The organism is Campylobacter estrildidarum (genome assembly GCF_005406205.1).
GTDB lineage: Bacteria > Campylobacterota > Campylobacteria > Campylobacterales > Campylobacteraceae > Campylobacter_D > Campylobacter_D estrildidarum.
On sequence record NZ_NXLZ01000004.1, the window covers coordinates 14272 to 40684 of the forward strand.

At 29.5% G+C, this 26413-nt stretch carries 33 protein-coding genes; 12 read left to right on the forward strand and 21 right to left on the reverse strand.

The genetic code is table 11. From position 1 onward, the window contains the following. Positions 1–21 precede the first annotated feature (21 nt). Genes CQA69_RS03010 through CQA69_RS03020 form a run of 3 tightly spaced genes read left to right on the forward strand, consistent with a single transcriptional unit; the run spans position 22 to position 2185 of the window. Positions 22–1056, forward strand: a complete 1035-nt coding sequence (locus tag CQA69_RS03010; RefSeq protein ID WP_407924066.1) for a DNA methyltransferase family protein — start codon at positions 22–24, stop codon at positions 1054–1056. Beyond that, on the forward strand, positions 1053–1766 hold the full coding sequence (locus tag CQA69_RS03015; protein WP_137620354.1) for a R.Pab1 family restriction endonuclease: 714 nt from the start codon (positions 1053–1055) through the stop codon (positions 1764–1766). The genes CQA69_RS03010 and CQA69_RS03015 overlap by 4 nt, the downstream gene beginning before the upstream one ends. Continuing rightward, on the forward strand, positions 1763–2185 hold the full coding sequence (locus CQA69_RS03020) for a Sua5 YciO YrdC YwlC family protein (RefSeq protein ID WP_137620355.1): 423 nt from the start codon (positions 1763–1765) through the stop codon (positions 2183–2185). The genes CQA69_RS03015 and CQA69_RS03020 overlap by 4 nt, the downstream gene beginning before the upstream one ends. Here CQA69_RS03020 and CQA69_RS03025 read toward each other — a convergent pair whose 3' ends face one another. The 11 genes from CQA69_RS03025 to CQA69_RS03075 form a co-directional block, all read right to left on the reverse strand. Further along, positions 2186–3160 carry a transaldolase gene (locus tag CQA69_RS03025; RefSeq protein ID WP_137620356.1) on the reverse strand — a complete coding sequence of 325 codons (975 nt, stop codon included), beginning with the start codon at positions 3158–3160 and terminating at the stop codon, positions 2186–2188. It lies immediately after the preceding gene. Further along, positions 3160–3777: a phosphoserine phosphatase SerB gene (gene serB, locus CQA69_RS03030; RefSeq protein ID WP_137620357.1), complete on the reverse strand. Its 618-nt coding sequence runs from the start codon at positions 3775–3777 to the stop codon at positions 3160–3162. Before serB ends, CQA69_RS03025 begins: the two co-directional genes overlap by 1 nt. Next, a complete protein-coding gene (locus CQA69_RS03035) occupies positions 3777–4301 on the reverse strand; it encodes a chemotaxis protein CheW (RefSeq protein WP_137620358.1) in 525 nt (174 codons plus the stop codon). The genes serB and CQA69_RS03035 overlap by 1 nt, the downstream gene beginning before the upstream one ends. A gap of 4 nt (positions 4302–4305) precedes the next feature. Further along, on the reverse strand, positions 4306–6582 hold the full coding sequence (locus CQA69_RS03040; protein WP_137620359.1) for a hybrid sensor histidine kinase/response regulator: 2277 nt from the start codon (positions 6580–6582) through the stop codon (positions 4306–4308). A 3-nt stretch (positions 6583–6585) separates the two neighbouring features. Further along, entirely contained in the window at positions 6586–7539 is a 954-nt protein-coding gene (locus CQA69_RS03045) for a chemotaxis protein (RefSeq protein WP_137620360.1), read from the reverse strand. Further along, positions 7532–8290, reverse strand: a complete 759-nt coding sequence (locus CQA69_RS03050) for a UDP-2,3-diacylglucosamine diphosphatase (RefSeq protein WP_342773383.1) — start codon at positions 8288–8290, stop codon at positions 7532–7534. Before CQA69_RS03050 ends, CQA69_RS03045 begins: the two co-directional genes overlap by 8 nt. Before the next feature lie 2 nt (positions 8291–8292). Beyond that, entirely contained in the window at positions 8293–8778 is a 486-nt protein-coding gene (gene greA, locus CQA69_RS03055; RefSeq protein WP_137620361.1) for a transcription elongation factor GreA, read from the reverse strand. A gap of 11 nt (positions 8779–8789) precedes the next feature. Next, the gene (lpxB, locus tag CQA69_RS03060) at positions 8790–9884 is read right to left on the reverse strand and encodes a lipid-A-disaccharide synthase (RefSeq protein WP_137620362.1); all 1095 of its coding nucleotides are present in this window, start codon (positions 9882–9884) and stop codon (positions 8790–8792) included. Between the two features lie 297 nt (positions 9885–10181). Continuing rightward, a complete protein-coding gene (locus CQA69_RS03065; protein ID WP_137620363.1) occupies positions 10182–10757 on the reverse strand; it encodes an RICIN domain-containing protein in 576 nt (191 codons plus the stop codon). A 10-nt stretch (positions 10758–10767) separates the two neighbouring features. Beyond that, positions 10768–11574 carry a cytolethal distending toxin subunit B family protein gene (locus tag CQA69_RS03070; RefSeq protein ID WP_137620364.1) on the reverse strand — a complete coding sequence of 269 codons (807 nt, stop codon included), beginning with the start codon at positions 11572–11574 and terminating at the stop codon, positions 10768–10770. Positions 11575–11586: 12 nt separating this feature from the next. After that, entirely contained in the window at positions 11587–12375 is a 789-nt protein-coding gene (locus tag CQA69_RS03075) for an RICIN domain-containing protein (protein WP_137620365.1), read from the reverse strand. A gap of 291 nt (positions 12376–12666) precedes the next feature. Here CQA69_RS03075 and surE point away from each other — a divergent pair, with 291 nt between their 5' ends. Genes surE through CQA69_RS03095 form a run of 4 tightly spaced genes read left to right on the forward strand, consistent with a single transcriptional unit; the run spans position 12667 to position 15216 of the window. Beyond that, positions 12667–13440, forward strand: coding sequence for a 5'/3'-nucleotidase SurE (gene surE / locus CQA69_RS03080; protein WP_137620366.1), 774 nt, complete (start codon positions 12667–12669; stop codon positions 13438–13440). Continuing rightward, entirely contained in the window at positions 13437–14093 is a 657-nt protein-coding gene (locus CQA69_RS03085) for a tRNA threonylcarbamoyladenosine dehydratase (RefSeq protein WP_137620367.1), read from the forward strand. The genes surE and CQA69_RS03085 overlap by 4 nt, the downstream gene beginning before the upstream one ends. After that, a complete protein-coding gene (gene blaOXA, locus CQA69_RS03090) occupies positions 14087–14845 on the forward strand; it encodes a class D beta-lactamase (protein WP_137620368.1) in 759 nt (252 codons plus the stop codon). Before CQA69_RS03085 ends, blaOXA begins: the two co-directional genes overlap by 7 nt. 44 nt (positions 14846–14889) lie before the next feature. After that, positions 14890–15216, forward strand: coding sequence for a type II toxin-antitoxin system RelE/ParE family toxin (locus CQA69_RS03095; protein ID WP_137620369.1), 327 nt, complete (start codon positions 14890–14892; stop codon positions 15214–15216). A 16-nt stretch (positions 15217–15232) separates the two neighbouring features. On the opposite strand, the gene CQA69_RS03100 is transcribed toward CQA69_RS03095, so the two are convergent. Genes CQA69_RS03100 through CQA69_RS03130 form a run of 7 tightly spaced genes read right to left on the reverse strand, consistent with a single transcriptional unit; the run spans position 15233 to position 20376 of the window. Next, positions 15233–16102 (reverse strand): sulfate/molybdate ABC transporter ATP-binding protein, encoded by an 870-nt coding sequence (locus CQA69_RS03100; RefSeq protein WP_137620370.1) that lies wholly within the window; start codon positions 16100–16102, stop codon positions 15233–15235. Positions 16103–16110: 8 nt separating this feature from the next. Further along, complete coding sequence (gene modB, locus CQA69_RS03105; RefSeq protein ID WP_137620371.1) at positions 16111–16782, reverse strand: molybdate ABC transporter permease subunit; 672 nt, start codon at positions 16780–16782, stop codon at positions 16111–16113. Then, positions 16775–17170, reverse strand: coding sequence for a TOBE domain-containing protein (locus tag CQA69_RS03110; RefSeq protein ID WP_137620372.1), 396 nt, complete (start codon positions 17168–17170; stop codon positions 16775–16777). The genes modB and CQA69_RS03110 overlap by 8 nt, the downstream gene beginning before the upstream one ends. After that, positions 17167–17904 carry a molybdate ABC transporter substrate-binding protein gene (modA, locus tag CQA69_RS03115; RefSeq protein WP_137620373.1) on the reverse strand — a complete coding sequence of 246 codons (738 nt, stop codon included), beginning with the start codon at positions 17902–17904 and terminating at the stop codon, positions 17167–17169. Before modA ends, CQA69_RS03110 begins: the two co-directional genes overlap by 4 nt. A 47-nt stretch (positions 17905–17951) precedes the next feature. Further along, entirely contained in the window at positions 17952–18629 is a 678-nt protein-coding gene (locus tag CQA69_RS03120) for a methyltransferase domain-containing protein (protein ID WP_137620374.1), read from the reverse strand. After that, the gene (locus CQA69_RS03125; RefSeq protein ID WP_137620375.1) at positions 18626–19237 is read right to left on the reverse strand and encodes a pimeloyl-ACP methyl esterase BioG family protein; all 612 of its coding nucleotides are present in this window, start codon (positions 19235–19237) and stop codon (positions 18626–18628) included. The genes CQA69_RS03120 and CQA69_RS03125 overlap by 4 nt, the downstream gene beginning before the upstream one ends. Further along, positions 19234–20376, reverse strand: coding sequence for an aminotransferase class I/II-fold pyridoxal phosphate-dependent enzyme (locus CQA69_RS03130; RefSeq protein ID WP_137620376.1), 1143 nt, complete (start codon positions 20374–20376; stop codon positions 19234–19236). The genes CQA69_RS03125 and CQA69_RS03130 overlap by 4 nt, the downstream gene beginning before the upstream one ends. Positions 20377–20445: 69 nt before the next feature. On the opposite strand from CQA69_RS03130, the gene CQA69_RS03135 reads away from it, so the two are divergent. Beyond that, complete coding sequence (locus tag CQA69_RS03135) at positions 20446–21729, forward strand: adenosylmethionine--8-amino-7-oxononanoate transaminase (protein WP_137620471.1); 1284 nt, start codon at positions 20446–20448, stop codon at positions 21727–21729. On the opposite strand, the gene bioD is transcribed toward CQA69_RS03135, so the two are convergent. Genes bioD through CQA69_RS03150 form a run of 3 tightly spaced genes read right to left on the reverse strand, consistent with a single transcriptional unit; the run spans position 21703 to position 22932 of the window. Beyond that, a complete protein-coding gene (gene bioD, locus CQA69_RS03140) occupies positions 21703–22275 on the reverse strand; it encodes an ATP-dependent dethiobiotin synthetase BioD (RefSeq protein ID WP_137620377.1) in 573 nt (190 codons plus the stop codon). The genes CQA69_RS03135 and bioD overlap by 27 nt on opposite strands. 10 nt (positions 22276–22285) lie before the next feature. Then, the gene (locus CQA69_RS03145; RefSeq protein ID WP_137620378.1) at positions 22286–22600 is read right to left on the reverse strand and encodes a DMT family transporter; all 315 of its coding nucleotides are present in this window, start codon (positions 22598–22600) and stop codon (positions 22286–22288) included. After that, on the reverse strand, positions 22600–22932 hold the full coding sequence (locus CQA69_RS03150) for a DMT family transporter (protein ID WP_246023109.1): 333 nt from the start codon (positions 22930–22932) through the stop codon (positions 22600–22602). The genes CQA69_RS03145 and CQA69_RS03150 overlap by 1 nt, the downstream gene beginning before the upstream one ends. A 106-nt stretch (positions 22933–23038) precedes the next feature. Between CQA69_RS03150 and CQA69_RS03155 the strand changes: the two genes are divergently transcribed. The 4 genes from CQA69_RS03155 to lysA are packed head-to-tail and all read left to right on the forward strand — an operon-like array spanning position 23039 to position 26412. Beyond that, on the forward strand, positions 23039–23575 hold the full coding sequence (locus CQA69_RS03155) for a 50S ribosomal protein L25/general stress protein Ctc (protein WP_137620380.1): 537 nt from the start codon (positions 23039–23041) through the stop codon (positions 23573–23575). Then, complete coding sequence (gene pth, locus CQA69_RS03160) at positions 23572–24114, forward strand: aminoacyl-tRNA hydrolase (RefSeq protein ID WP_137620381.1); 543 nt, start codon at positions 23572–23574, stop codon at positions 24112–24114. The genes CQA69_RS03155 and pth overlap by 4 nt, the downstream gene beginning before the upstream one ends. A 1-nt stretch (position 24115) precedes the next feature. Beyond that, entirely contained in the window at positions 24116–25174 is a 1059-nt protein-coding gene (locus tag CQA69_RS03165) for an LptF/LptG family permease (protein ID WP_137620382.1), read from the forward strand. A 29-nt stretch (positions 25175–25203) separates the two neighbouring features. Next, positions 25204–26412: a diaminopimelate decarboxylase gene (gene lysA, locus CQA69_RS03170; protein WP_137620383.1), complete on the forward strand. Its 1209-nt coding sequence runs from the start codon at positions 25204–25206 to the stop codon at positions 26410–26412. Position 26413: the final 1 nt, after the last annotated feature.

Here is a 26413-nt window from a genome sequence, read left to right on the forward strand (position 1 = left end):
CATCTTAATAAGGAAGCAACTATTAATTTAGGAAGTTATTATACACCTAGATTTTTAGTGAATAATGCTTATAGTTTGCTAGATAAATGGGTTGTTAAATTGCAAGATTATGTTTTTTTAGATAGTTCTTGTGGTTATGGTGATTTTTTTATTAAAAATTTAAATTATATCGGATGCGATATTGATAAGATTGCACTTAATAAAGTTAATAATGCAAAGATAATTCATACAAATTCTTTAATAAATGTAAGCAGAAAGAAATTCTATATCAAGAATGATGATAAGCTTATTATTATAGGTAATCCTCCATATAATGATAAAACCTCAATACTTCGCTCAAGCGTAAAGAAAGAACTTTTTTCTTGTGATAAAGAGTTACTTCATAGAGATTTAGGAATTTCTTTTCTTAGATCATATGAAGTTTTAAAACCGGAATTTATCTGTGTTTTACATCCTTTATCTTATTTAATCAAAAAAACAAATTTTAATGCTTTATCAAAATTTAAAAATAGTTATAGATTGATTGATGGTTTAATTGTTTCATCTGAAATTTTTACTCCAAAATCTAATACTTTTTTTCCTATTATTATTGCTCTTTATCAAAGAAATGAAAAAGGTATGAATTATGAGTATATAAAAAATTATGTTTTTAAAACCATAGAGGGTCACGAATTAATTTTAAAAAATTATGATAGTATAGCTAATTATGTTCCAAAATATCCAAATCAAAAAGATACAAGAAAAGCTATTGCTTATTTTCATACTTTAAGAGATATTAATGCTTTAAAGCGCAATCAAACTTTTATGGTTTATAAAAATTCGAATTCTATTAAAGTTTTTGAAGATAATTTAAAATATTATATTTATATTCATTTTTTTAAACAATATTCTTATTTACTACCTTATTATTTTGGAAATTTGGATATATTTATTAATAATGAGAGTTTTTTAAAAATAGAAAATGAGTTTTTAAATTTTTTTTATAAAAAACCATATAATAAAAATAAAATAGAAGAGTATTTTTATAATTTATTTGTAATGAAGGAGATAGAGTGAAATTTAAAATCGACTATGAGTTGCCATTGACTTCTGTTGCTGGAAAAATTAGAATAAAGCAAAGAAATACTTTTAATGATTACGGGCTTCCAGTAGCTCCAACAAAAATAATTATTAATATTCAACATTATATAGAATGGCAAATAGGGTATGATATTATAACAACAAAAGAGAATGGAAAATTTATTGGAGCAAATGGAAAAAATAAAGATCTTTATGAACTTAGTGATATTATTTTTCAATTTTTTAAACAAAATATTATTTCAAAAGAAAATCTATTACTTGTTAAAGAATTTTTAGAAACTAATGATGATTTAATAGAAGATAGAATGAGAATTAATAGGAGTAATTTTGTAAAAAGACAAATTGCTAAAATTAATTTTTTAGAATCCAATATATCTTATCCTTTATTAGTATATCAATTCAACAATGAAGATTTTTTAAGTGAAATTGTAATAAGAGAAAAGCAGAGGGCTGTTGGGGTTCAAGGAATGTTATATTTTTGCTTTCCTGTTTATTTACTTAAAAATAATACTGGAGAAAGAAATTTTTTAAATAGATGTATTAATAGTAAAGAAAAAGGATATTTAGAAGTTAATCAAAATAATATAAATATTTTTTTAGAAATGTTAAAAGTTTTTGGAATTTTAAGCAAGAATCACCGTTATGATGTTTTACAAATTATAAATTTTATTTTAGATAATAAATGATCTATCTAGCTCAAACGGATACAACGGCTGGTTTTTTAAGTAAAAATTTAGAAGAAATTAATATTTTAAAGGGCAGGGATAAAAATACGCCTTGTCTTATTACTTTAGCAAAATTAAGTGAGTTGCAAAAACTTACAAGAGTGCCAAAAGGTTTTAAGAATTTAGTGCGTCGTGTTAAAAAAACTACTTTTATTTATCCTAACAATCAAGCCATTCGCATTGTTAAAGATTGCAAACATGCTGAATTTTTATCTCAAAATGGCTTTTTTTATTCAAGTTCTGCAAATAAACATGGAAAAAAATTTGATGAAATTTGGGCTAAAAGTGTAGCCGATGTAATTTTAGATAAAAATTTTTTTGAAAGCGCTCCTTCTAAAATATTAAAAATTAGAGGGAATAAAAAATTAAAAATACGTTGATTATAAAGCCTTTAAAATTTCTTCAAAAGCAATGCAAAATTGTTCTAAACCTTCTTGTAGTAAAATATCACAAGATTGTTTCAATTCATCCTCTGTGATTATTTGATCAAGTTGTGTTTTAATTTCTGCATTATTTAGTGGATTTTTAAAATCAAATTTCCAATCAAAAGCCTTAATAGCATCAAGTGGAGCGGTGTTTACGCTATTTTCAAAAAGAAGTTCTTTGATGTAATAATCTTTTGATAGATCATCCCCTTTTACTCCAGTGCTAGCAAAAAGTGCACGGATATTAGGTTCATTTTGATTTATAATGTAGTTATAAGCTAAGTTTGCATTTAAAATACCTATGCGATTTTGTTCTTTTGTTTTTGGGTTTAAAAGTCTATCAAAACGACTCACAAAGATGCTGATTACAGCTTTTGGAGTATTTAATTTTTCTTTTAAATTCATATTGGTTTTTCTAAATTCTATTAAACCTTGATTAAGTGCTTCGAAACATTGCTTATTTTGCTCTTGTGAAAAAATTAGTGTTGCATTTACATTGATACCATTTTTCATGAGTTCATACATTACTTCATAAGAAGCTTTGGTTGCTGGAATTTTAATCATAAGATTTTCTTTAGCAATGGCTGTATAAAGCTTTTTTGCTTCTCCTAAGCTTAAAGCGGTGTTATCATAAAATCTTGGATCTATTTCTATACTAATAAAACCATCGTTTTTTTGATAAAACAAAGGAGCGAGTTTATCTGCAGCTTTTTGTATGTCACAAATAGCAAGTTCTTCATAAATTTCTTTTGCCTTTTTCCCTTTTAAGGCAGCGATTTTGCTTTGATAAATTGGAGAATTTAAAATAGCATTTTTAAAAATTGCTGGATTAGAAGTTGCACCATTAATTCCGAGAGACAATAAATTTAAAAAATTATAATCTAAAAAACTATTTTCGATAAAATCACACCATAAAGAAAATTTTTTCATTATATCGCCTTTATTATTTCTTTTAGGTCTTTTTTATCTATACAAATATCGGCTTTAGATTTTAAAGTTTCATTGGCGCAAAATGCAATTTTTAAGCCACTTTCTTCAAACATAGCAATATCATTAAAACCATCTCCAACGCACATAATTTCTTCGCTTTTTAAATGAAGCATTTTTTTGAGTTTTTGAAGCATTAATCCTTTAGAATTTAAAAACATCATTTCTCCGCCTACAAGACCACTAAGCACCCCATTTTTTTGATGTAAATGATTGGCAAAGCCCATATTAAAGCCAAGTTTTTCCATTGCTGGATTTATACCTTCATAAAAACCACCACTACAAATAATCAAAAGTATATTTTTAGATTTTAAAAATTCACAGAGTTCATAAGCTCCATTCATCAAAGGAAGTTTTTGTCCGATTTCTAAAACTTTTGTATACGGCATACCTTTTAAATAAGATACTTTTTTAAGTAAAGCTTCAAAGAAATCAAGTTTATTAGGACTGTGGGCGATATTTTTTACCTTATCACCCACTCCATGAAAATCAGCTAGAATATCTATAGTTTCGCCATCCATTAAAGTGGAATCAAAATCAAAAACGCAAAGTTTAATCATTAGAATTCACGTTTAAGCAAAGCTTCAACCTTTAGGATAGTCAGGATATTCTCATCCCTTTTTCCTATACCATAAATCATGCCTTTTTCTTTAAGTAAAGTTTCAGGTGGCGGATCAATGCGGTTTCTATGAATTTTTATAGCTTCAGTTAATCTATCTATAACAAAACCCGCATTGCCGGAAGCACTACTGCCTGTATCAGTTGAACCCCTTAAAACAATATAACGAGTTTGAGGAGTCATTTTTGAACTACCTAAATGGAAGCGCTGTGCTAAATCAATAAGTGGCATAACATTACCACGCATATTAAACACACCTAGAACATAATCAGGTACACTTGGAACTCTTGTATATTCTATAGGTTTAATAATTTCTTGAATATTGAGAATTGGAATAGCATATTCTTCGTCTCCAACCACAAATCCAACAAGTTGAATAATATCATCTTCTTTTTGATCGATATCAGGACCAGCTATCTGAGTTTGCTGTTTTTGCAATATTTGCTCTAATTTTTCATTACTCATATTCTTATCCTAGTTTTAAATTTTTTCTTACCACATTTTCCAAATATTCTGGAGAATAAGGTTTTGTAATATATTCAGTCATACCTACCTCTACACCTCTTAAACGATCTGTTTTGCTTGTTCTAGAAGTTACAGCTATAAGTGGTAAGTTGCGATATTTAGAATATTTTCTAATTTCTGCAGCTAAGGTATAACCATCCATTCTTGGCATTTCAATATCTATAAGCATAGCATCGATATCGTGTTCGCCAGATTTTACAATATTGAGTGCTTCAGCTCCATTAGTTGCTTCAATCAAGCTTACTCCAAGTGGTTCTAGTGCTTTTTGCATTAAAGTTCTATCCATCTTAGAATCATCCACGATTAAAACTTTATAATCACTTGGTTGCTCTTTAACTTTTTTAGAACTAGCTTCAAGTTGAGCTTTAATATCAACTTTGATTTCTTTAGCCATATCCATCATAGCACCTACATCAATGATTAAAGTTACTCTACCATCACCACGTATTGTAGCGCCAGCTATACCTTGAATATTTTGTAAATATTCTCCCATAGACTTAATAACAATTTCTTCTTGTCCTACAAGAGTATCTACTATGATACCAAGCTTACTTTCAGCCACGCCAATAACTACAACATAGGTTTGTTCGCCACTTTCAAGTACTTGTTTTACTCCAAATACATCAGAAAGTCTTACAAGAGATAGTACTTCATCTCTTAGACGTAATACATTTTTACCTTCGATGGTATATATATCATCAACTGGCACTCTAACGGTTTCAAGAACGCTTGCAAGTGGAATAGCATAAAATTCTTCTTGAGTTCCAACAAGCAAGGATTGAATAATAGCCAAAGTAAGAGGAATTTTAAGTTTGAAGGTACTTCCTTTTCCTAATTCGCTATCGATTTCAATTACACCATTGAGTTTTTCAATATTGGTTTTAACAACGTCCATACCGACACCACGTCCAGAAACATTAGTCACTTTAGCTGCAGTTGAAAAACCTGGTTTGAAAATAAGTGCAAAAGCTTCTTTGTCCGTCATTTGATCCGCTTCTCTTTCTGTGATCAAATTTTTCTCCATAGCTTTTGCTTTTAAGCCGTTTGGATCAAGTCCTTTACCATCATCGGTAATTTCAACTACTATATGATTTCCTTCGTTGTAAGCCTTAAGCTGAACGATACCTTTTTCAGGTTTACCATCAGCTGCACGAGTTGCTGGATCTTCAACACCATGATCACAAGAATTTCTGATCATATGCATAATAGGATCGCCAATTTCTTCAACAATAGACTTATCAAGTTCTGTTTCTTCACCAGAAATTTCAAGTTCTATTTGTTTGCCAAGCTCACGACTTAAGTCACGAACAACCCTTGGGAATTTATTGAAAACTTTTGCAATAGGTTGCATCCTAGTTTTCATAACCGCTAATTGAACATCGGTTGTGATAATGCTAAGTTGGCTTACAACTTGATTAAGTTCTTCAAGGAATTTTTCACCTTCATAGCGTTCTTCAACATCATCATAAATTTTAAGTAAGCGGTTTTTACCAAGAACAAGCTCTCCAATTAAATTCATTAAGTGATCTAGTCTTTTAACTTCAACACGAATAGTTTGATCCATACCGCCACCACTGCTTGATGCAGGAACTTTTTTGTCTCCACTGTCAGTTTTGGCTGGTTGTTTAGACTGAGCAGTAGGATTTTTCTTTTTTGCATCTCGACGAGCTTGATCTTCAGCCTTTCTTACTTTTAATAATCTTTCAATCTCAGCCTCTACTTCAGAATCACTTAATTGATTAACATCTACTTCTGGTTCCTGCACCGTCTCTTCTTTTGGTGCTTGTATCGGTTTTTCTTCTACTGGTGCTGAATTTCCAGCTGGAGCTTCCCCTTCAGAAATTGCAGTTAATCTTGTACAAATTGGTTCTATATCCATACCTATAGCGGTATCATTACCATTATCTCGTATAGAATTAAGCAACGTCTTCATTCTATCAATTGATTCTAAAACAACATCCATAATATCTGGAGTAATTTTTAATTCCCCATGCCTTGCTTTATTTAAAACATCTTCCATGTGGTGAGTTAACTTTGTTAAAACATCAAAATTTAAAAAACTTGATGAACCTTTTACAGTGTGTGCAACACGGAAAATCCTATTAAGTAATTCTAAATCTTCTGGATTTGATTCAAGTTCTACCAAATCATGGTCGATTTGCTCAACTAGCTCAAAAGCCTCAACTAAAAAGTCTTCAAGTATTTCTTGCATATCTTCCATATTTTACCCCTGTTCCTGTGATTGGTATTTTTTCAAAACTTTAGTCACTTCGCCAAAGAAATCACTAGCATTAAATTTAACTAAATAACCTTCTCCGCCAGCTTCTTTAACGCCTTTTTCATTCATAAATTCATTAGATAACGATGAATTAAAGACAATAGGAATATCTTTAAATCTTATGTCATCTTTAAGACGTGCTGCAAAATGGAAACCATCCATTTGAGGCATTTCAACGTCGCTAATTATAATTTTTAAAACACTACATAAATTTTCACCATAAACTTGGCTAAGTTCTTCAAGTTTATTTAAACCTTCAACTCCATCTTTAGCTTCAATAACTTGTAAACCAAGCTGTTGCATCATATCTTTTACGCGTTTTCTAGCGGTTAAACTATCATCTAAAATGAGAGCCGTTCCACTGAATTTTTCTAGTTTGTAATCAACATCGGTTTTAGGTGCGTAAATCCCTAATTCTTCTATAACACTTTCTAGATCGAGTATTAATAATACTTCATCATTTTCTATGCGTGTAACTCCGGTAATTTTACCTCTATCTAGAGTACCAGAACCTGTTGAAAAAGTTGCTGGTTCTATATCTTTCCAATTAATACGACGAATTCTTTTTGCTTCATGAACAATAAAACCTATAAGAATATTACTAAATTCAGTAATAATAACTCTAGGTTTTAGCATAGCACTTTCTGGCTCGACAATTTGCATCCATTTAGCAAGATTAACTACAGGAATAACGATACCACGAAGATCAAATATTCCTTCGATATAATCAGGTACTCCAGGAAGTTCTGTAAGAGTTGGAATTTTAATAATTTCTCTAACTTTAGAGACATTTACTCCATAAATTCCTTCATAAATCTTATCTTGTCCTTGCTTAAAGATACGGAAATCGACAAGCTCCATTTCATTTGAACCCGTTTTCACGATATTTTCATCAAACATTTTGACCCCTCAATTTCTGTTCTCGAAATTCAATTTCTTGTTTGTATTCTACTAAAAAAAAACTTTCCTTATGTGCAAAACTATCAGGATTAAAATATTTAATGTCTTTTTTGTTGAGAATAAAATTTTGATGATAATGCCCTTCACACACCCAAGAACTTAAATTTCTATATTTTAGATATCTTTTATTGGCTAAATTTTCAAAATTCCTTATCTTATAAAATAGATTTTTTTGATTTTGTTTTTTTAAGATTTTTTTTGATATAGCGTGAAAGCTGATTTGATTTATCCAGTTCAAAAATACAAGTAAATAATGATTTCTAAGGCTTTTGAGTGCAAATTGCAAGAGTGGAGATAAAAAAATATCACCATGTGCTAAAAAAATATAAGAATTTTCATTTTTAACTTTACTTGTGTGCAATTGAAGTTTTAAGGGTTGTATTTCTATGGGAAAAATTTTTACCTTTTTAAAAAAGCAAGAAAGATTAAAATCATGATTTCCTTCAAGATAAATGATTTCTATCTTTTGTGCTAGGTCTTCTAGTAAATTAATATAAGGTTTTGCAAATTCATGAGTAGCAGAAATTTCTCCAATGAGTAGATCGAAAATATCACCCATTAAGATGAGTTGAGGTGTGGAAATTTCATTATTTTTTAAAGCTTGTAAAAATTTCCAAAAACCTCTTCGTTGAGTATTTTCATGTGCATCGGCAATTAAAATTGCCTTATTTTGTAAGATTAATTCTTGCATCCTTAAAATTTCAAAGGTTCATAATTAATAGAAACGATTTCAAATTCGCTTTCACCTTTAGGCAAACGAACTTTAAATTCATCGCCTTCTTTCTTTCCAAGCATAGCTTTTGCTATAGGAGAAGCAATGGAAATATAACCCTTATCTAAATTTCCTTCACAAACTCCAACAAGGGTATATTTACTTTCTTTTTCAGTATCTAAATCCATAATGACAACACTAGATCCAAATTTCACACTATCATGCTCATAGCTTGCAGGATCTATAACTTGAGCACGAGCTAATAAATCACTAAGTTCTGCTATGCGACTTTCAATTAAAGCTTGTTTTTCTCTTGCTGCGTGGTATTCTGCATTTTCTTTTAAATCTCCATGACTTCTTGCAGTATCGATTTCTATGACGACTGCTGGGCGTTGATTGTCTTTTAAATCTTTTAATTCAGTGACTAATTTATCATATCCAAATTGACTCATTGGTTCTTTTTGCATAATTTATCCTTTTAATTTTCATCAAGTATTTTAGCTAAATTTTTTGCACTTCCAAATTTTAAATACTGTTTTAAAAAATCAACTTTAGCAAAAAAACTCTTATAATTATATTTAAGATAAGCTTGATATAAATTTTCTACACTGACTTCATTTTGCAAGAATTCAGGGTTTAACTCTTCTTTTCCTGCAAAATCGCAAAAAATATTTGCAAGGCCAATATGTTTTAATTTCACAAAAAGCCTTGCTATAAAAATATCAATAGCCTTTGCCTTATAAGCAAGGACAAAAGGAGCTCCAACTAATGCTGCTTCTAAAGTTGCTGTACCGCTACAAATAAAAGCAAAATCCGATTTTTTTAAAACTTTAGGCGTATTACTCTCTATTTTAAATTCGCTAACATCGCCATAAAGATCTATTTTATCGAGATTAAAAGGAGGAATGCAAAGAATTTTTTCACCTTGAAATTTTTTAGAAAGTTCTTTAAAAATAGGCATTAAGCATTTGATTTCACTTCTTCTTGATCCAGGTAAAAAAGCAATGATTTTTTCATTTTCTTTTTTTGAAAGTAGAACTTGTGCATCTTTTTCATCTTTAAATTCTTTGATTTCATCCAAAAGCGGGTGTCCAACGTAAATACTTTTACTAAAAAACCGATCATCAAAAGGTAAAATGGAAGCCAAAATATCAAAATGACTTTCTATAATGGGAATTCTTCCTTTTTTCCAAGCCCAAACTTGAGGCAAGATATAATAAATTCTTTTTATCTTAGAATCGGCTTTTTTTAAAGCTTTCGCAAAAGGGATGTTAAAAGCAGGAGAATCTATACATAAAATCGCATCTATTTTTTGCGTAAAACTTAATTTTGCTAACTCTTTTATGGCGCGTTTTGCTTTAAAGATAAGAGGTAAGATCTCTACAAAACCCATAGCACTAAATTCGTGCGAACTATAAAGAGGTTTTGAATTTAATTTAAACTCATTGCATAAACTCTCATCATAAATTCCCACTAAATCAAATTCTTTATAATCACTTTTATAAGCTTTTAAAACTTCTTTTAAATGTAAATTTGCTGATGGTTCTAATGCACAAACAAGAAAGGTTTTCAAGAATATCCTAAAAATTAATTTTTGAAAATTTTAACAAATTTCTACTTAAACAACTAAATTTTAATAAAAATTTAAGAGTGTCAACGACAAGAAATGTTTTAGCATGAGTTAAAAACCAGTATCTTTATAGCTTGAACTACTCAAAAGTAAAAGATTTAACATAAAACTTCCTTTAAAATAAAATTTTAATTAGAAATTATAACAAAAACAAATGATTTCGTTAAAAGATATTATAAAAATATTTTTGGTTTATTAATTATTTATGAAAAACTATAATTAATTTGCCTCTTTGGCAAATTAATTAAGTGGAGTAGCTTCCACGATGGCAGGGGTAAAAAATAACAATTGAAAAGGTTCAACAAATTCGTGAGGACCTCTAAAACACTCCTGAATACCTATGCGAGTTTCTAAAGGAATTTGTGGATTACGGAAGGTTGAAATACATTCAACTCCACCTAAAACTAAAGATCTAATTTGCACCGCAGAGCTTGTTGTCGGCATAATAGAAAAAATGGTTTCTAATTTTTCATCTTCTAAATCTTTTTTGCAAGATTTAGCACCAAAAAAGCCACTTTCTAAAATAGCTAAACATATATCATCATCGTTTGGATTTACAAATTGGACATATCCAAAAGGGAATTTATCAGCAAGAGTATCTTTTGCTTTTAATTTATCACTTAAAATAATTTCTCTTAATACCCAATTTTGATCTGTTAAGTCTTTAGAACTTTCCCTAAAAACACTTATAGAAATTCCAGTTTGAACAGATCTTATAGCAAACATAGGGGTATAATCAGGCAAATCTCCTTTAGAGGGTTGTATTCCAAAAACAGCACTTAGTGAAATCATAATTAATAATAAAATTTTTTTCATTCTCAATTCCTTAAAATCTTCTAAAATTAACTGGAAAATGATCAGAAGCTAAAAAAGTTCTAATACCCGCCAAAGCCAAAACAGCTGTGATAAAAGGTGGTCTATAAGCTGCTGCTTGATTTGAATTTCCTGTTATTGCGTAATCAATTGTATTGCCGGAAGTTTGCGTGAAAGAAGGAGGTGAAACAATGCGAATACGTCTTCTCAAATCAGGATCAAGTAATGGGGTGAGCTGATCAGGGTTGCGATTAAAATCACCCATAATCATCCAATTGATATCAGGTAAATTTCTAAAATGCATATCAACAGCTGTTACTATAGCACCTGCATCATTTCCACCCCTAGCTAAAGCATGGATATTTAAAAATACATCATTGCAAATTCGAATTCCTATAATAGGTCTTGAAGCTACCGTCGGAGGAGGTAAAACGATAACTTCATCCGCCCTTGTTCTGGTTACTATAGCCATATTAACACGATTTGCACCAACATCAATTCTTGAGTAGTAAATATAAACAATATTTGGGCGCGAGAAAGAGCCTAAATTCCATTCATATTCATGTATAGGAATTCCAACTCCTACAGGTTGAACTTGCCTTGAAGTCATTGTAGCGGTTGCAGGTAAAACACCTGCTTCTTGGATCGCTACAATATTTAAAGGATTTTCTCCAGTTACAAGTTGTCTAACACTAACATTCCATTTGCTTTCAGTCGAAGCTGAAGAACCTTGCATATTCCAAGTGCCTGTGGAATAATCCTCTAAAGCTCCGAAAACAAAACTAATATTAAAAACTAAAAATAAAATAATTTTTTTCATAATTTATTCCTTTTAATAAGGTGAATTAGCCCCATCGGCAGGTGTTGTGATATACCATTGCCTGTCTAAAGTTTTTTCACCTGGTTTAACGCAATTTGTTAGAAAAATTTTATAAGAACTGAGATTAAATTCATGCATCACATCTCTTACAGGAGTTTGTATGCATTGTTGGGTTGCAAGATTGCTAATTTGATATGCCCCATTACTCATAGGAGTAAGTTTCCAAAATTGCGCGTGATTGCTTTGATCGCAAGGGTAATGCACTATACCATTCCCATAAGCATTTAAACAAGTGCCAGTTTGAGCATTTTTTATCATAACAATATCATTTGTAAATTCGATCAATTGCCAAATTCTAGCATCCCCAAATTTTTGACTATTGTATAAACTATAACCCCATATCCAATTCCCTGGATTGGTTCCCCATATAGTAAGTGCTGCTCCATTTGGATTCATAATAGTTACAAAATCACTTGCATAACCAGTATTTCCAGCAACAGAAACATCGTTAAACCCGCCACTTGATTTTAATCTCGGTCTTGGAATTTGTGTCGAATTTGCATCTGCAGAATCAAAACGAATAACAGGAGGCACCAAAGGGATAGCTGGAAATTTTTGTCCTTCAACTAGGCTAGGAATAGTTTCTTTAGTAGGTTTGGTTGCCTCTTCTCCTATTTTTAAAGGATCGCCATCATACATTTCTCCATAAGATCGCCCTAAAGGATTGAGTTCTTTGGTAGAACAAGCCGAAAATATTATAGTAAAAGTTAGAAAAAATAAGCCATATTTAATTTTTTTCATAATGGAAATATCCTTAATTTTGATATTTGATATCATAACATAATTTAGAAAAATATCAAACTTTTTGATTAAATATAAAATTCATAAAATTGGAGATTCTTAAAATTCTATTTCAATTTTTTTGTAATTTTTTAAGTTTTAAAAAAATCTAAAAAATAACTTTGTATAATTTTAACTTACTTTTTGTGCCAAGTTTTATAAAAATTTTGGTTAAAAAAAAGAGACTTAATTCTAAGATTCTACAGGATGATAAAATTTTAAGTTTTAATTCAATTCTTTTCAAGGAAAATAATGAAAGAAATTCTTATTACTAACGATGATGGTTATGAAAGTGAAGGTTTAAAAAAACTAATAAAAATGCTTCAGAAAGAATTTAAAGCGAGAATAACTATAGTAGCACCTTCTAGTGAAAAATCAGCCTGTTCTCATTCTATCACTTTAGTAAGACCTCTTCAGTTTGTTAAAGTTAAAAAAAGATTTTATAAACTTGATGATGGAACTCCTGCGGATTGTATTTATTTAGCCTTACATGCTTTTTACAAGAAAAAATTACCCGATCTTGTCATAAGTGGGATTAATAAAGGTGTAAATGTGGGTGAGGATATTACGTATTCTGGGACTTGTGCGGGAGCTATGGAGGCTGTTTTACAAGGAGTTCCAGCTCTTGCTCTTTCGCAATTTTACAAAAAGAATGAAAAGATAAATTATGAAAATGCATTAAAGATTACTAAAAAACTTGTGAAAAAAATTTTTAATCAAGGATTTCCTTTAGATAAAAAAGAATTTTTAAATGTGAATTTTCCATCTTCAAAAACTAAATTTAAAGGGATTAAAATCGCTAAAGTTGGAAAAAGAATTTACAATTATAAAGCCCATTGTAATGTTAATCCTAGAGGAAAGAAGTATTTTTGGCTTGCAAGTTCTAGTTTGGATTTTGAAGAAGAAAAAAAATCCGATATTGCTCTTTTAAAGAAAGGTTATGTGACTATTACGCCTATAATGCTTGATTTAACAGCGTATAAAAAATTGAAAAAAACTAAAAAATGGCTTAAGGATAAAAAATGAACGATAGATTTACACGTATAAAGTGGTTAATTGGGGAAGAAAATTTAGAGAAAATTTCTCAAACTAAAGTTTTGGTTTGTGGTCTTGGAGGAGTCGGTGGAATTTGCGTTGATGCACTTTTTAGAAGTGGTTTTGCAAATCTTACTTTAATCGATGGAGATTGTTTTGAAATCACTAACCAAAATCGCCAAATTCACAGCGAGTATATAGGTGAAGAAAAAGTAAAAGTTTTTGAAAGAATTTATAAAGCAAAAGGGATAAAGGCTAAAATCGATCAAGATTTTCTTGATAATTTTGATTTAAGTCCTTTTGATTTGGTTGTTGATGCGATTGATGATATTCCAGCTAAGGTCGCTTTGGCTAATAGGGTTGATTTTAAAAAGCAAATTTTTGTTTCTTCTACAGGAGGTGCAAGAAAACTCGATCCTACGCGTATAAAAACGACAAGTATTTTTAAAACTTATGGTGATGCTTTAGCAAAGAAATTTCGTTATGAACTTAGAAAATCAGGCTTTAATAAAGATTTTGATGTGGTATTTTCAGATGAAATGCCTTGTTGTAAAGATCTTGGTTCTTTTATGGGGGTTACAGCTTCTTTTGGTTTAGCCTTGGCTTCCTTAGCCTTAAAAAAAGTTATAGAAAAAACATGCTAAGAATATTTGTTTTATTTTTACTTTTTCAAAATTTTATTTTTGCTAAGAATTTACCGAATTTTTTTAAAGAGCAAAATCTTAGCGGAGTGATGATTGTTTATGATGGTAAAGAGTTTTTTAGCAATGATTTTTTAAAAGCTAAAAAGCGTTTTTCTCCAGCTTCTACTTTTAAAATTTTTAATGCTTTAATCGCTTTAAATTCTCACGTACTTAAAGATACAAGTGAAGTTTTTTATCATTATAAAGGTGAAAAAGTGTTTTTACCTTCTTGGGCGCAAGATGCGAATTTAACTTCAGCTATAAAAAGATCTCAAGTACCTGCTTTTAAAGAACTTGCTAGAAAAATAGGCAAAATAAGAATGCAAGAAAATTTAAACAAGCTTGATTATGGTAATAAAAAAATTTCTAAGATAGATACTTTTTGGCTTGATAATACTTTGCAAATTTCAGCTAAAGAACAAGTCACTTTACTTTTTCAACTTGCCAATTTAAAACTTCCTTATTCTAAAAAAATTCAAGAAGAAGTTATTAAAACGATCGAGCTAAAACAAAATGATGATTTTATTCTTTATGGTAAAACAGGCTTTAATAATAGTATCGCTTGGATTGTAGGATTTGTTTATTTGAAAAAATTTCATTCTTATCAATCTTTTGCACTCAATGTTAAAATTTCAAATTTTAAAGATTTATATGAAAGAGAAGAAATTTTAAATCAATATTTAAATTATTTATTTAAGGATTTGAAAAAATAAGACTTTATTTTTTAAAGTAAATATCGGCAAATCAAAGGTTTTTTATGTATGAAATCGTTTATTATAATAATAAAATCACTAAATTTATAAATAGCCTTGAGTCAAGCTATAAAGAAAAAGCTTATAAAATGATACAAGAATTAGCCATAAACGGCAACAAGCTTGATGAGCAACACAGTAAAACAAGATGCGATGATATTTTTAAGATCAGATTAAAAACTCCAAGACATTCGATTAGAATTTTTTATGCTTTTGAAACGAAGTTATTTATTTTGCACGCTTATGCTAAAAAAGACAATGCAACCAAAAACAAAGATCTTGAAATTTGCGTTAAGAGATTAAAAGATATTAAAAGAATGCTTACAGTTTAAAGTTTAATATCCTTTATTATTTAATTTTCCCTACGATGATAGGATTAAAAGCTTTTATGGAAAGTAAAAGCGTATCGCCGATTTTTACATCTTGATAATCTTTTAAAAATTCTTCTTCGCTGAGTGTGATTTTAACGATATTTTGATTTAAAAGTAGGGTAAAAATAATCAAAATATCGCTTTTTGTAATCTCAAGCAAAGTCGCACTAAAGCGTAATTTTGCACTTAAATTTGCTTGTGTAAAAAATTCATTTTTAGGTAAATTTTTAATGATCTTGCCATTTTTAATTTCTATGATTTTATGGCTTAGCTTGTAAATTTCGGCTATATCGTGGCTTACAAATAAGGTTGTGATTTTAAAATGATGTAAAATTTTTGCAAGTTCATCTTGTAAATTCATACGCATTTTAAAATCTAAAGCACTTAAAGGTTCATCTAAAAGCAAAATTTTAGGCTCTCTTATTAAGGCTCTTGCTAGAGCAACCCTTTGGGCTTGTCCGCCTGAAAGTTCTTTAGGGTATGCTTTGGCTAATTCTTTTAAATTCATAAGCTCTAAAAATTCATTGATTTTTTTTTCATTTTTATTTGCGTAGCTTAAATTTTCTTTGACATTCATATTAGGAAATAAAGCATAATCTTGAAACATAAAACCTATTTTTCTTTTTTGTATGTTTAGATTGATATTTTTTTTACTATCAAACCAAATTTTATTATCTACTTCTAAGCGTCCGCAATTTGGTTTGATTAACCCTGCTATGATTTTAAGTAAAGTTGTCTTTCCAGCTCCGCTTTCTCCAAAAATAGCTGTGATTTCGCCTTGATCAATGTGAGTTTTAAATTCAAAATTTTTAGCATTGATTTGATATTTTAGATCTAGCTTTAGCATTTAATTTCCTAAAAATTCAACTTTTTATTGACAAAATATAGGCTTAAAAGTATGGCAAAAGAAAGGATGAAAAGCGTAAAAGCGTATTGGTGTGCTAGGGTGTAATTTAAGGTTTCAAGTTCATCATAAATTGCGATACTAGCGACTAAAGTTTCGCCTTGTTTGTGTCCGCCTATCATCATAACAACTCCAAATTCACCCATAGTATGGGCAAAACTCATCGCACAAGCTGAAAAAATCCCCGCTTTGCAATTGGGTAAGATGACCTTAAAAAGAGTGGTTATTTTGCTTTTGCCTAAAGTATAAGAAGCATCTAAGAGATTTTGATTGATCGATGAAAAAGCACTTTGTAAAGGATTGATCATAAAGGGTAAGGAAAAAACGATAGAAGCAAAGACAAGTCCCTCAAAGGTAAAAACCAAAGAAAGATGAAAATATTTTTGCAAAAATTCTCCTAAAAAAGTATTGGCTGAAAAACTGATCAAAAGATAAAAGCCTAAAACGCTAGGAGGTAAAACTAAAGGTAAATTGATACAAGTTTGCAATAAAGCTTTAAAAGGAAAACGAGTGAAACTTAAAATATAGGCTAAAAAAACACCTATAAAAAAAAGTATAAAAGTGGTTATAAAAGCTAGTTTAAGGGTTAGAAAAAGAGTTTGTAAAAAGACAGGATCAAGCATTGTTTGTCCTTAAAATAATATCATTTGCCTTGATAAAACAAAGCCATTCTTGATTTTGACAAAGTTTTAATTCCAAAGCTTTTTCTTTGGTGATCAAACTAGAAAGTTCTTGATTGTGGAATTTAAAAAATACATGATATAAGAGTTTTCCTTCTTTGATTTTTGAAATTTTTGCTTTAAAGGAATTTTCTACGCTTAAATTAGAATTTAGCGAGGCAAGACAAAGCTCGTGTTCTTTAAAAAGCATTTGGAGTTCTTGATCTAATTTGAGTTCTTTAAATGGAGCAAGCATTAAAACTTGAAAAATTTCATTTTCGCAATTTATTTTTACGAGTATCAAATCATCTTGATGACTAACTTCGCAAATTTTGCCTTTTAAAATATTCATGGGGTGTTAAATCCGTATTTTTTAAAAATTTCTTTCGCCTTAGTTGAGCTTATAAAATCACTAAATTTAAAGGCTAGTTTTTTATTTTTGGCGTATTTTGTGATCACAAAGCTTTGCTTTAAAGGGGTAAAATATTTTAAGTCAATAATGCTTGCGTGTCCTTTAGGGTGGTTAATAGGAGAAACTAAAGAATAAGCCACGATACCAAGTTCAGATGCTTTAGAATCAACATATAAAACCGGTTGTGCGATGTTATCACCTAGGATAATTTTATTTTTTAAGTTTTCATTTAGATCAAGTTTTTCTAAAATTTCTTTAGCAGCAACCCCGTAAGGAGCAATTTTTGGATTTGCTATGCTTAGATGATTGATTTTTGTTAAATTTTCTTTGAGATTTTCAAGATGGATTAAATTCGGGTCTAAACTATATAAGGCTAAAACACCTAAAGCATAAATTTTTGGTTTTTCTAAGGCGTTTTGATCTTTAAAAATTGCCTCAGCGTATTTTTCATCGGCTGAAAAAAATAAATCAAATTTTCGCCCTTGCTTTAAAAGTTGATAGTATTTTCCAGAAGCACCAAAAGTCATTTCTATATTATCATTTGGGTGAGTTTTTAAAAATTCATCTTTAATCGCACTCATAGCTTTTGAGGCCGAAGAAGCAACAAAAATACTAAGATTTTCTGCTTTAAGAGAAAAAAATAAAAACATACAAAAAAATAATATTTTTTTCATTTGTGATAGTTCCTAAGGAAATTTGCCCAGATTATAACAAAATAATTTTATATTTTTTTTACATAAATAAAAATAGGATGATAGGTGAGTTTGTTTTGAAATCTTTTTTCATAGTCTTTTAAAAAAGTTTTTGATAAGGCGTGATAACCTAAAGAATTTACCCCGCTTAATTTTAAGTGTCTAAAAACTTCTAAAGAGCTTTCAAATTCTAAGGTGATAAAATCTTCTTCTATAAAAATTTCAAAAAAATACTCTTGTAGGATTTTTTTTATTTCAAAAAGAGAAAGATAGTTTAAAGAAAATCCTGTGCTTTTTGCGATTTGTTCTAAATTTTTTTCACCAAAAGTAGATAAAAGTAAAATGCCTTCTAAGTTAAGCATGTTTTTAAGAGTAGGAAGAATTTTTTTTAGATCAAGCCATTGCAAGGTTGCATTAGAAGCAATAAGATCGAATTTTTGAGTGCTTAAAGGGTGGGAGGCAATATCATTCATATCAAAAATTTCAACTTTATCTTGAATTTTATAATCTAAAATGTCGTTTAAAATGTATTTTTGAAAGATGATTTTCTTTTTTAATTTTTGCGTGAATTCACCTTGCGCGCAACCAAATTCAAAGACTTGATCAAAAATTTTATTTGTAGGGATTTTTTCACAAAGCTTATTTCCCATCCAATCTTGCACTTTTGCAGCTTTTTGATAGCTTGATTTGGCTTTTAAAAAATTCAAAACTCATCCCAAGAATGAAAATGAAAAAATGCAAAATGAGGCTCATTTAGAAAAATTAAATTTTCAAAGCTTTTTTTTAAAGCATTTTGTGGAAAAATTTCATCTTGATTGCTTGAGTAAATTTTATCCCAAATTAAATTTTCTTTTTGCTCTTTTAGGGCAAATTCAAAAAGTATATTAAGCTCATTTTTCAAGGCATTTTCATCTTTAAAAATAAAATTTTTAGCCTTATCTTTATGATTTTTAAATAAAGAATTTTTAAAGCTTTCTAAATTAAATTTTTTTATGGTTTTACTAAAAAGTGCAGGATGGATACCTTTTTCTTTATCTATGCCTAAATTTGTGCCATTGACGGCGATTTTTTGATCAAAATCGTGTTCTTTTAAAAGATAATTAGCAAGACAAACTCCCATGGAAAAGGCTATTAATTTAATTTTTGAAAATGCTTTAAAATCAAATTCAAAATCTAAATTTTCAAAATCATAAAACAATACAACATTTTTTTCACTTTTCAAATGCAAAAAATGACTTGGATGGTTTGTAAATCCTCCAAAAACAACAATCAATTCATCGCAATTGGGATTTTTGCATAAAAAAGTATTTTTCATAATAACTCCAAAATTGGATTAAGATCGTTTTGATCAAGTCCTGCGTGTAAAGAAAAGCGAATTCTAGCTGTGTTTTTAGGTACGGTAGGTTCTTTGATCGCTGGAGCGAAAAAACCACCTTTTTCAAGTATTTGGGCTATTTCTAAGGCTTTTTTATTATCCCCTAAAATCAAAGAAACGATATAGCAATCCCCTAAAATTTGATATTTTTTTTCTTTGAGTTTATTTTTAAAATTTTGGCTTAGACGGTATAAATTTTCTCTTTTATTTTGAAATTTTGTCATATTTTTAAAAATAAAAAGCGTAAAAGCAACGTTGATAGGAGGTAAAGCCGTAGAATAGATAAAAGCACGTGCTTTATTGATGAAAAAATCTTTATATTTTTTAGTGCAAATCATACAAGCACCCATTGAAGCAATAGCTTTTCCAAAGGTAAAAACCAAAAAATCAATTTCATTTTCTAGACCAAGGAATTTTGCATATCCTAAACCCTTTTTATCAAAACACCCAACGCTATGGGCTTCATCAATATAGAGTTTTATTTTTGGATAAGTTTTTTTGAGTTCAACAAGGGCCTTTAGATCGCTAAAATCTCCATCCATGCTAAATAAAGCTTCGCTAAGTATGACGATATTTTCATATTTTTCATAGTGTTTCCGGATTAAGAATTCTAAATGATCTAAATCATTGTGTTTATAGCGAAAAAAATTAGTCCTATTAAGCCTTAGTCCATCGATCATACTTGCATGGATAAATTTATCGGCTAAAAAAAGAGTTTTATCTAAGCTTGAAAGTGCAGCTATGCAGGATAAATTTAAATGATACCCACTGTTAAAATGAAGTATTTCTTTATCTTTGAAATCTGCTTTTAAATAATCTTCTAATTCTTCATAAATTTCAAAATTCCCACTCAAACTTCTTGAGCTTGAGCTTGAAAAAAATAGATTTTCATCTTTTAAAGTGCTTAGAAATTCTTCTTTTAATTCTTTATCATAAGAGAGTGCTAGATAATCATTTGAGGCTAAATTTAAAAGCTTTTTGCCTTCTTTATAGACAAATTTTCCTTCATGTTTTAGATGAGGTAGGGATCTAAAATTGTGATCATCTTTTAAATCTTGTAAGATTTTTTCAACGGGCATTTTGTTCCTAAAAATTTAGAATTTTAAAGTATTATTTTGCCACATTATTTTTAAAAAAGAAGTTAGATGATGGATAATGAATTTTTAAAACAGCTTGATTTAAAACACATTTGGCATCCTTGTACTCAAATGAAAGATCATGAAAATGTGCCTTTAATCCCTATAAAAAAAGCTAAAGGGGTTTGGCTTTATGATTTTGACGATAAAAGATATTTAGATTGTATCAGTTCTTGGTGGGTGAATCTTTTTGGGCATTGTAATGAAAAAATTGCAAATGCTATTAAAAGGCAAGTTGATGAGCTTGAACATGTGATTTTGGCCGGTTTTACGCATGAGCCTATTATCAAACTTTCAGCTAGACTTTGTGAAAAAGTTGGGAGAGATTTTAATAAATGTTTTTATGCGGATAATGGATCAAGTGCGGTAGAAATAGCACTTAAAATGAGTTTTCACTATCATTTAAATCAGGGTTTGAAAAAAAATAAATTTTTATCTCTAAGCAATTCTTATCATGGCGAAACTTTAGGGGCTTTAAGTGTAGGAGATGTCGCGCTTTATAAAGATACTTACAATCCTTTGCTTTTAGAATGTCTTAATGCTCCTGTTCCAAAAAATAAAGACTATCAAGAAGAGCTTTTTGCTCTAAAAGGGATTTTAGAAAAGCATTCTAGTGAAATTTGTGCTTTTATCTTAGAACCTTTAGTGCAGTGTGCTGGAAATATGCATATGTATGAGGCAGGATTTATTGATGAGGCTATAAAGCTTTGTCATGAGTTTAATGTGCAAGTTATTTTTGATGAAATTGCTGTGGGATTTGGGCGAACTGGGACACTTTTTGCTTTACATCAATGCAAACAAAGCCCTGATTTTATTTGTCTTTCAAAAGGGATTACGGGTGGGTTTATGCCTCTTTCTGTGGTGCTTACTAAGGATGAAATTTACCAAGCTTTTTACGCACCTTACAAAGAATATAAAGCTTTTTTGCATTCTCATAGTTATACGGGAAATACTTTAGCGTGTGCTGCGGCAAATGCAGTTTTAGATATATTTGAAAATGAAAATATTTTAGAAAAAAATAAAATTTTAAGCACCTTTATACAGCAAGAGTTTTCAAGACTTAAAAAATTTGATTTTCTTGGCAATTTTAGAGCTTGCGGGATGATCAGTGCTTTTGATATTTTAAATGCAAAATACGAAAGAGCTGGACTTGAGGTTTTTAAAAGAGCTTTAAAAAAAGATTTGCTTTTAAGGCCGCTTGGAAATACGATTTATTTTATGCCCCCTTATGTGATTACAAAAGAGCAAATTTCTTATGTAGTGGATAGCTTAGAGCAAATTTTTAATGATTTTTGAAAGTTTTTTACAAACTTTATCATCAAATTCTATAATAGGAAATTGTGTGTATTTTTGTATAAAATCTTTACTAAAATTATCCTCGCTTTTTAAAACTAAGGCAAGGATAGGTATATCTTTTTGCTTTAAAGTTTCTATGCTTAAAATAGTGTGATTAATACTTCCTAGATAATCTTTTGCGACTAAGATAGTAGGACGTTTAAATTTTTGCATAAAATCAATCATGGTTTTTTCATCATCAATAGGCGAAAAAAGACCACCTGCAAGCTCTATAATGAGTTTATCGCTTTGAGGCAAAGCAATATCAAAAGCTTTATAATTTAACCCTTCTAAAGTTCTTGCTTTGTGAGGCGATACAGGAGTTTGTAAAAATATACCTTCTTTAAAAATTTTGGTTTTTGGGCTAAATTGAGCTATGATATCACTATCTTTTGGAGTGCCTGCTTGAATGAGTTTAAAATAATCAAAACCCAATTCTTTGCAAATTCTAGCACTTAAATACGTTTTTCCAACATCAGTATGAATACTACTAATATAAATTTGCATTTTAATCCTTTTAAGAAAGTAATTTCAAAGCTATAGTAGAAACTAAAATCACTGAAATAAAAAAGAGTTTTAAGAAATTTTTACTTTCTTTAAATAAAACCACACCTACTACAACGCTACCTACAGCACCGATACCTGTCCAAATAGCATAAGCAATACTCATAGTAATGCTTTGCATACTCAAACTCAAACTCATAAAAGAACACATAAAGCATAATATGAGAGATAAAAGATATTTTTTTGCGTGTGTATCGACGTATTTTTTCATGATGATAACACCTATAATTTCGCAAATTCCAGCAATGATTAAAAATATCCAAGCCATTAATTTTCTTTAGAACTGAATTTTAAACCTATCACACCGAGTAATAAAAGCAGTATGAAAAAGATTTTTAAAATAGAAAATTTTTCATGAAAAATGGCAATTTCAGCTATCACAATACCAGCGGTTCCAATGCCTACAAAAACACTATAAGCTATGCTGATTTCTATTTTTTTACATGCTTTTAAAAAACAATTAAAAGAGATAAAAATACCTATAGCGGTTAAGTAATAATGCCAAATTTCATAGGAGTATTTTAAACCACTCACCCAAAAACACTCTATCAAGGCTCCAAAAATAACCCATAGCCAAGCAGTATTTAATTCTTTTTTCAAAAAAATATCCCAAATACAGTTTTAAATCGTAATTATATACTTTTTTACTTTTAACTAAGCCAATATTTGCTAAAATTAAAGCTTATTTTTTTGAAAGGATAAAAAGATGTTAGAAGGTATCGTTAGAGAGAGTATCGGTAGAAAAGCAGCTAAAGCTTTAAAAAGAGATGGTTATCTAATCGCAAACATCTATGGTAAGGGATTGGAAAATATCCACGCTGCTTTTAAGGTCAATGAATTCATTAAAGAAGTTCGTAAAAAAACAACTTTAGCTTTTGATGTTAAAGTGGGTTCTCAAACTTTAAATGTTGTGGTTGTGGATTATCAAAAAGATCCAGTTACAAGTGATTTAAAACACGTAGATTTAAAAGTTGCACAAAAAGGTGTAATTTCTAAATATATGATTCCAGTTAAAATCACAGGAACGGCTATCGGTCTTAAAAATAAAGGTGTTTTAATCCAATCTAAGAGAAGATTAAAAGTTAAATGTAAAGCTGAAAATTTACCAAATTTCTTTGAACTTGATGTTAGCAAGCTTGATGTAGGTGATGCTTTACTTGTTCGCGATGTAGTAGTTCCTGAAGGTGTTACCATTTTAGACGCTGATAGGATAGCGGTTGTTGGTGTAGAAAAAGCTAGATGATCTTAGTCGTAGGGCTTGGCAATATAGGCGAAGAATACAAAAACACTCGCCATAATGTAGGCTTTATGCTGATTGATTTAATTTTAAAAGATCAAGATTTTACAAGTCTTGTTAATTCAAAATTTCAAGGAGAGCTGTTTAAGATCGGCTCCTCCTTACTTCTTCTTAAACCTAGCACATATATGAATAATTCAGGCATTAGTGTTAAAGCGGTTAAGGATTTTTATAAATGTGAAAGGCTTATAGTCATACATGATGATATCGATATAAATTTAGGAGCTTTGCGTTTTAAAAAAGGCGGTTCAAGTGGCGGACATAATGGACTAAAAAGTATTGATTCTTTGTGCGGAAATGATTACGAAAGAGTGCGTATAGGTGTAGGTAAGACAGAAAATGTCATCTCTCATGTTTTAGGGAAATTTAAAGACGAGGAAAAAATAGTTTTAGATAAAATTTTAGAACACTCTAAAAAAGCATTATTTGAACTGATTGAAAAAGATTTATCAAGTGTTTCGTCTTTATATAGTTTAAGAGCTTAAAATGTGGATTTTTTTTCGTTTTATTTCAGAAATTTATCTTAAAAATTTTTTCATAATATTTTTATCTTTAATTGGTTTTTATTGCGGTATTGATTTGCTTTTAAATTTTAAAGATTTACCACAAAGCGTTAATCTTCAGTTACTCTATGTAGTTTTTTTAGCTTGTTCTGCTGTGCCTTATATTTTGCCACTTTCTATAGTTTTTGCATTTGTTTTATCGTTAATTTCTATGATTAGAACAAATGAATTAGTTAGTTTTTATGCGTTGGGCATTAGTAAAAATTTAGTTGTAATTTTTCCTTTTTTATGGGCTTTATTTTTTTGCTGTGTTTATATTGGTTTAAATTTTACTTCTTTTGCTTATGCAAATGATTATAAAAAAAATATTTTAAAAAATGGGGTTTTAAATAAACAAAGTGGAGAAGTTTTTTTAAAATTTAATAATGATTTTGTCTATATTTCCAAAATCAATAATGGGCAAGATAGTGTTCAAAATATCAAAATCTTTGATCTTAATAATTCAACATTAAATTCTTTCTTTGAAGCTAAAAAAGCAACTTTTAAAGATGGAAATTGGATTTTAAAAGAAGGAAATCTAACCATACTCCCTAAAGAATATATTCTTGGAGCTAAAGGGCTTGATATACAAGATTTTAAAGAATTAGGTGCTTTGGAAGGTTTTAAGCCAAAAATTATTGAAAGTGTAGCCAGTAATAGTAGCTATTCTATTTTAGATGCTTGGGAGAGTTTGAGACTTTTTAAAAATCAAAATATTAGTATAGAAACGCTAAAAATAAATCTTTACAAACTCATATTTATGCCATTTTTTGCTCCTTTTTTAATGCTTATTATGTATTATTATTTTCCTGTTATTTCTAGATTTTTTAACCTTGCTTTTGTGGCTTTTGTGGCTTTTGTGATGACATTGCTATCTTGGGGATTTTTGTTTTTACTTTCAAGATTAAGTGAAAATGGTGTTATAATCAGTGAAATTGGTATTGTTTTGCCTATTGTATTATTAGGTTTTTTTGGTTCAATGAAATTTTATAAAAATCGCTGATGAGATATTAAAATTTAAAGAAGGAAAGTATGGATTATAAAAAACTTAAAGATGAATTTCAAACCCCTTTTTATATTTATAATTTTGATGCAATTAAAGAAAAATTTTTAGAATTAAAAAATGCTTTTAAAGCAAGAAAATCACAAATTTTTTATGCAGTGAAAGCTAATTCAAATTTAAGTCTTTTACAAATGCTTGTAAAATTAGATAGCGGGTTTGATTGCGTGAGTATAGGAGAAGTTAAACGTGCTTTAAAAGTTGGTGCAAAACCTTATAAAATCATTTTTAGTGGAGTAGGTAAAACCAAAGAAGAACTCAAACTTGCTTTAAAATATAATATTTTATATATCAATCTTGAAAGTGAAGCTGAAATGATGCTTTTGGAACAAGTAGCTAAAGAATTAAACACTAAAGCAAGAATCAGTATAAGGGTTAATCCTAATGTAGATGCAAAAACTCATCCTTATATTTCTACAGGGTTAAATGAAAATAAATTTGGGGTTGAAATTGAGAGCGCTAAGAAAATGTATATTTATGCAAATAATTCTTCTTTTTTAGAACCTATTGGAGTTCATTTTCATATCGGATCACAACTTTTAGATTTAAGTCCTATATATGAAGCAGCTAACATCGTTGCAAAACTTGCTAAAGAATTAAAGGCTTTAAAGATTGATCTTAAATTTTTTGATATAGGTGGAGGGCTTGGTATAGCTTATAAAAAAGGAGATTTAGAGCCTAATCTTTATGAGTATGCACAAGGAATTTTGGCTAATCTTAATGGACTTGATGTAACCATTGGAATGGAACCCGGACGATTTTTAGTGGCTCAAAATGGGGAATTTGTTTGTTCGGTTCTTTATGAAAAATATAATAAAACAAAGCGTTTTGTGATTGTTGATGGTGCGATGAATGATTTAATACGTCCGAGTTTGTATGAAGCTTATCATGAAATTTATATGCCTTATAATCGAGGAGAAGAAAGCCTATGCGATGTTGTAGGTGGAGTTTGTGAAAGCGGTGATTTTTTTGCCAAGGAAAGATTATTACCTCATACACAAAATGATGATATAATGGTAATTAAAAATGCTGGGGCGTATGGCTTTAGCATGAGCAGTAATTACAATACTAGAAATAAAGTTTGCGAGTTAGCTTTAGAAAATGGGATGATAAGACTAATTCGCCAAAGAGAAAGCTTTGAAGATCAAATTGCTTTAGAGGAGAAGTTTATAAAGGTTTAAA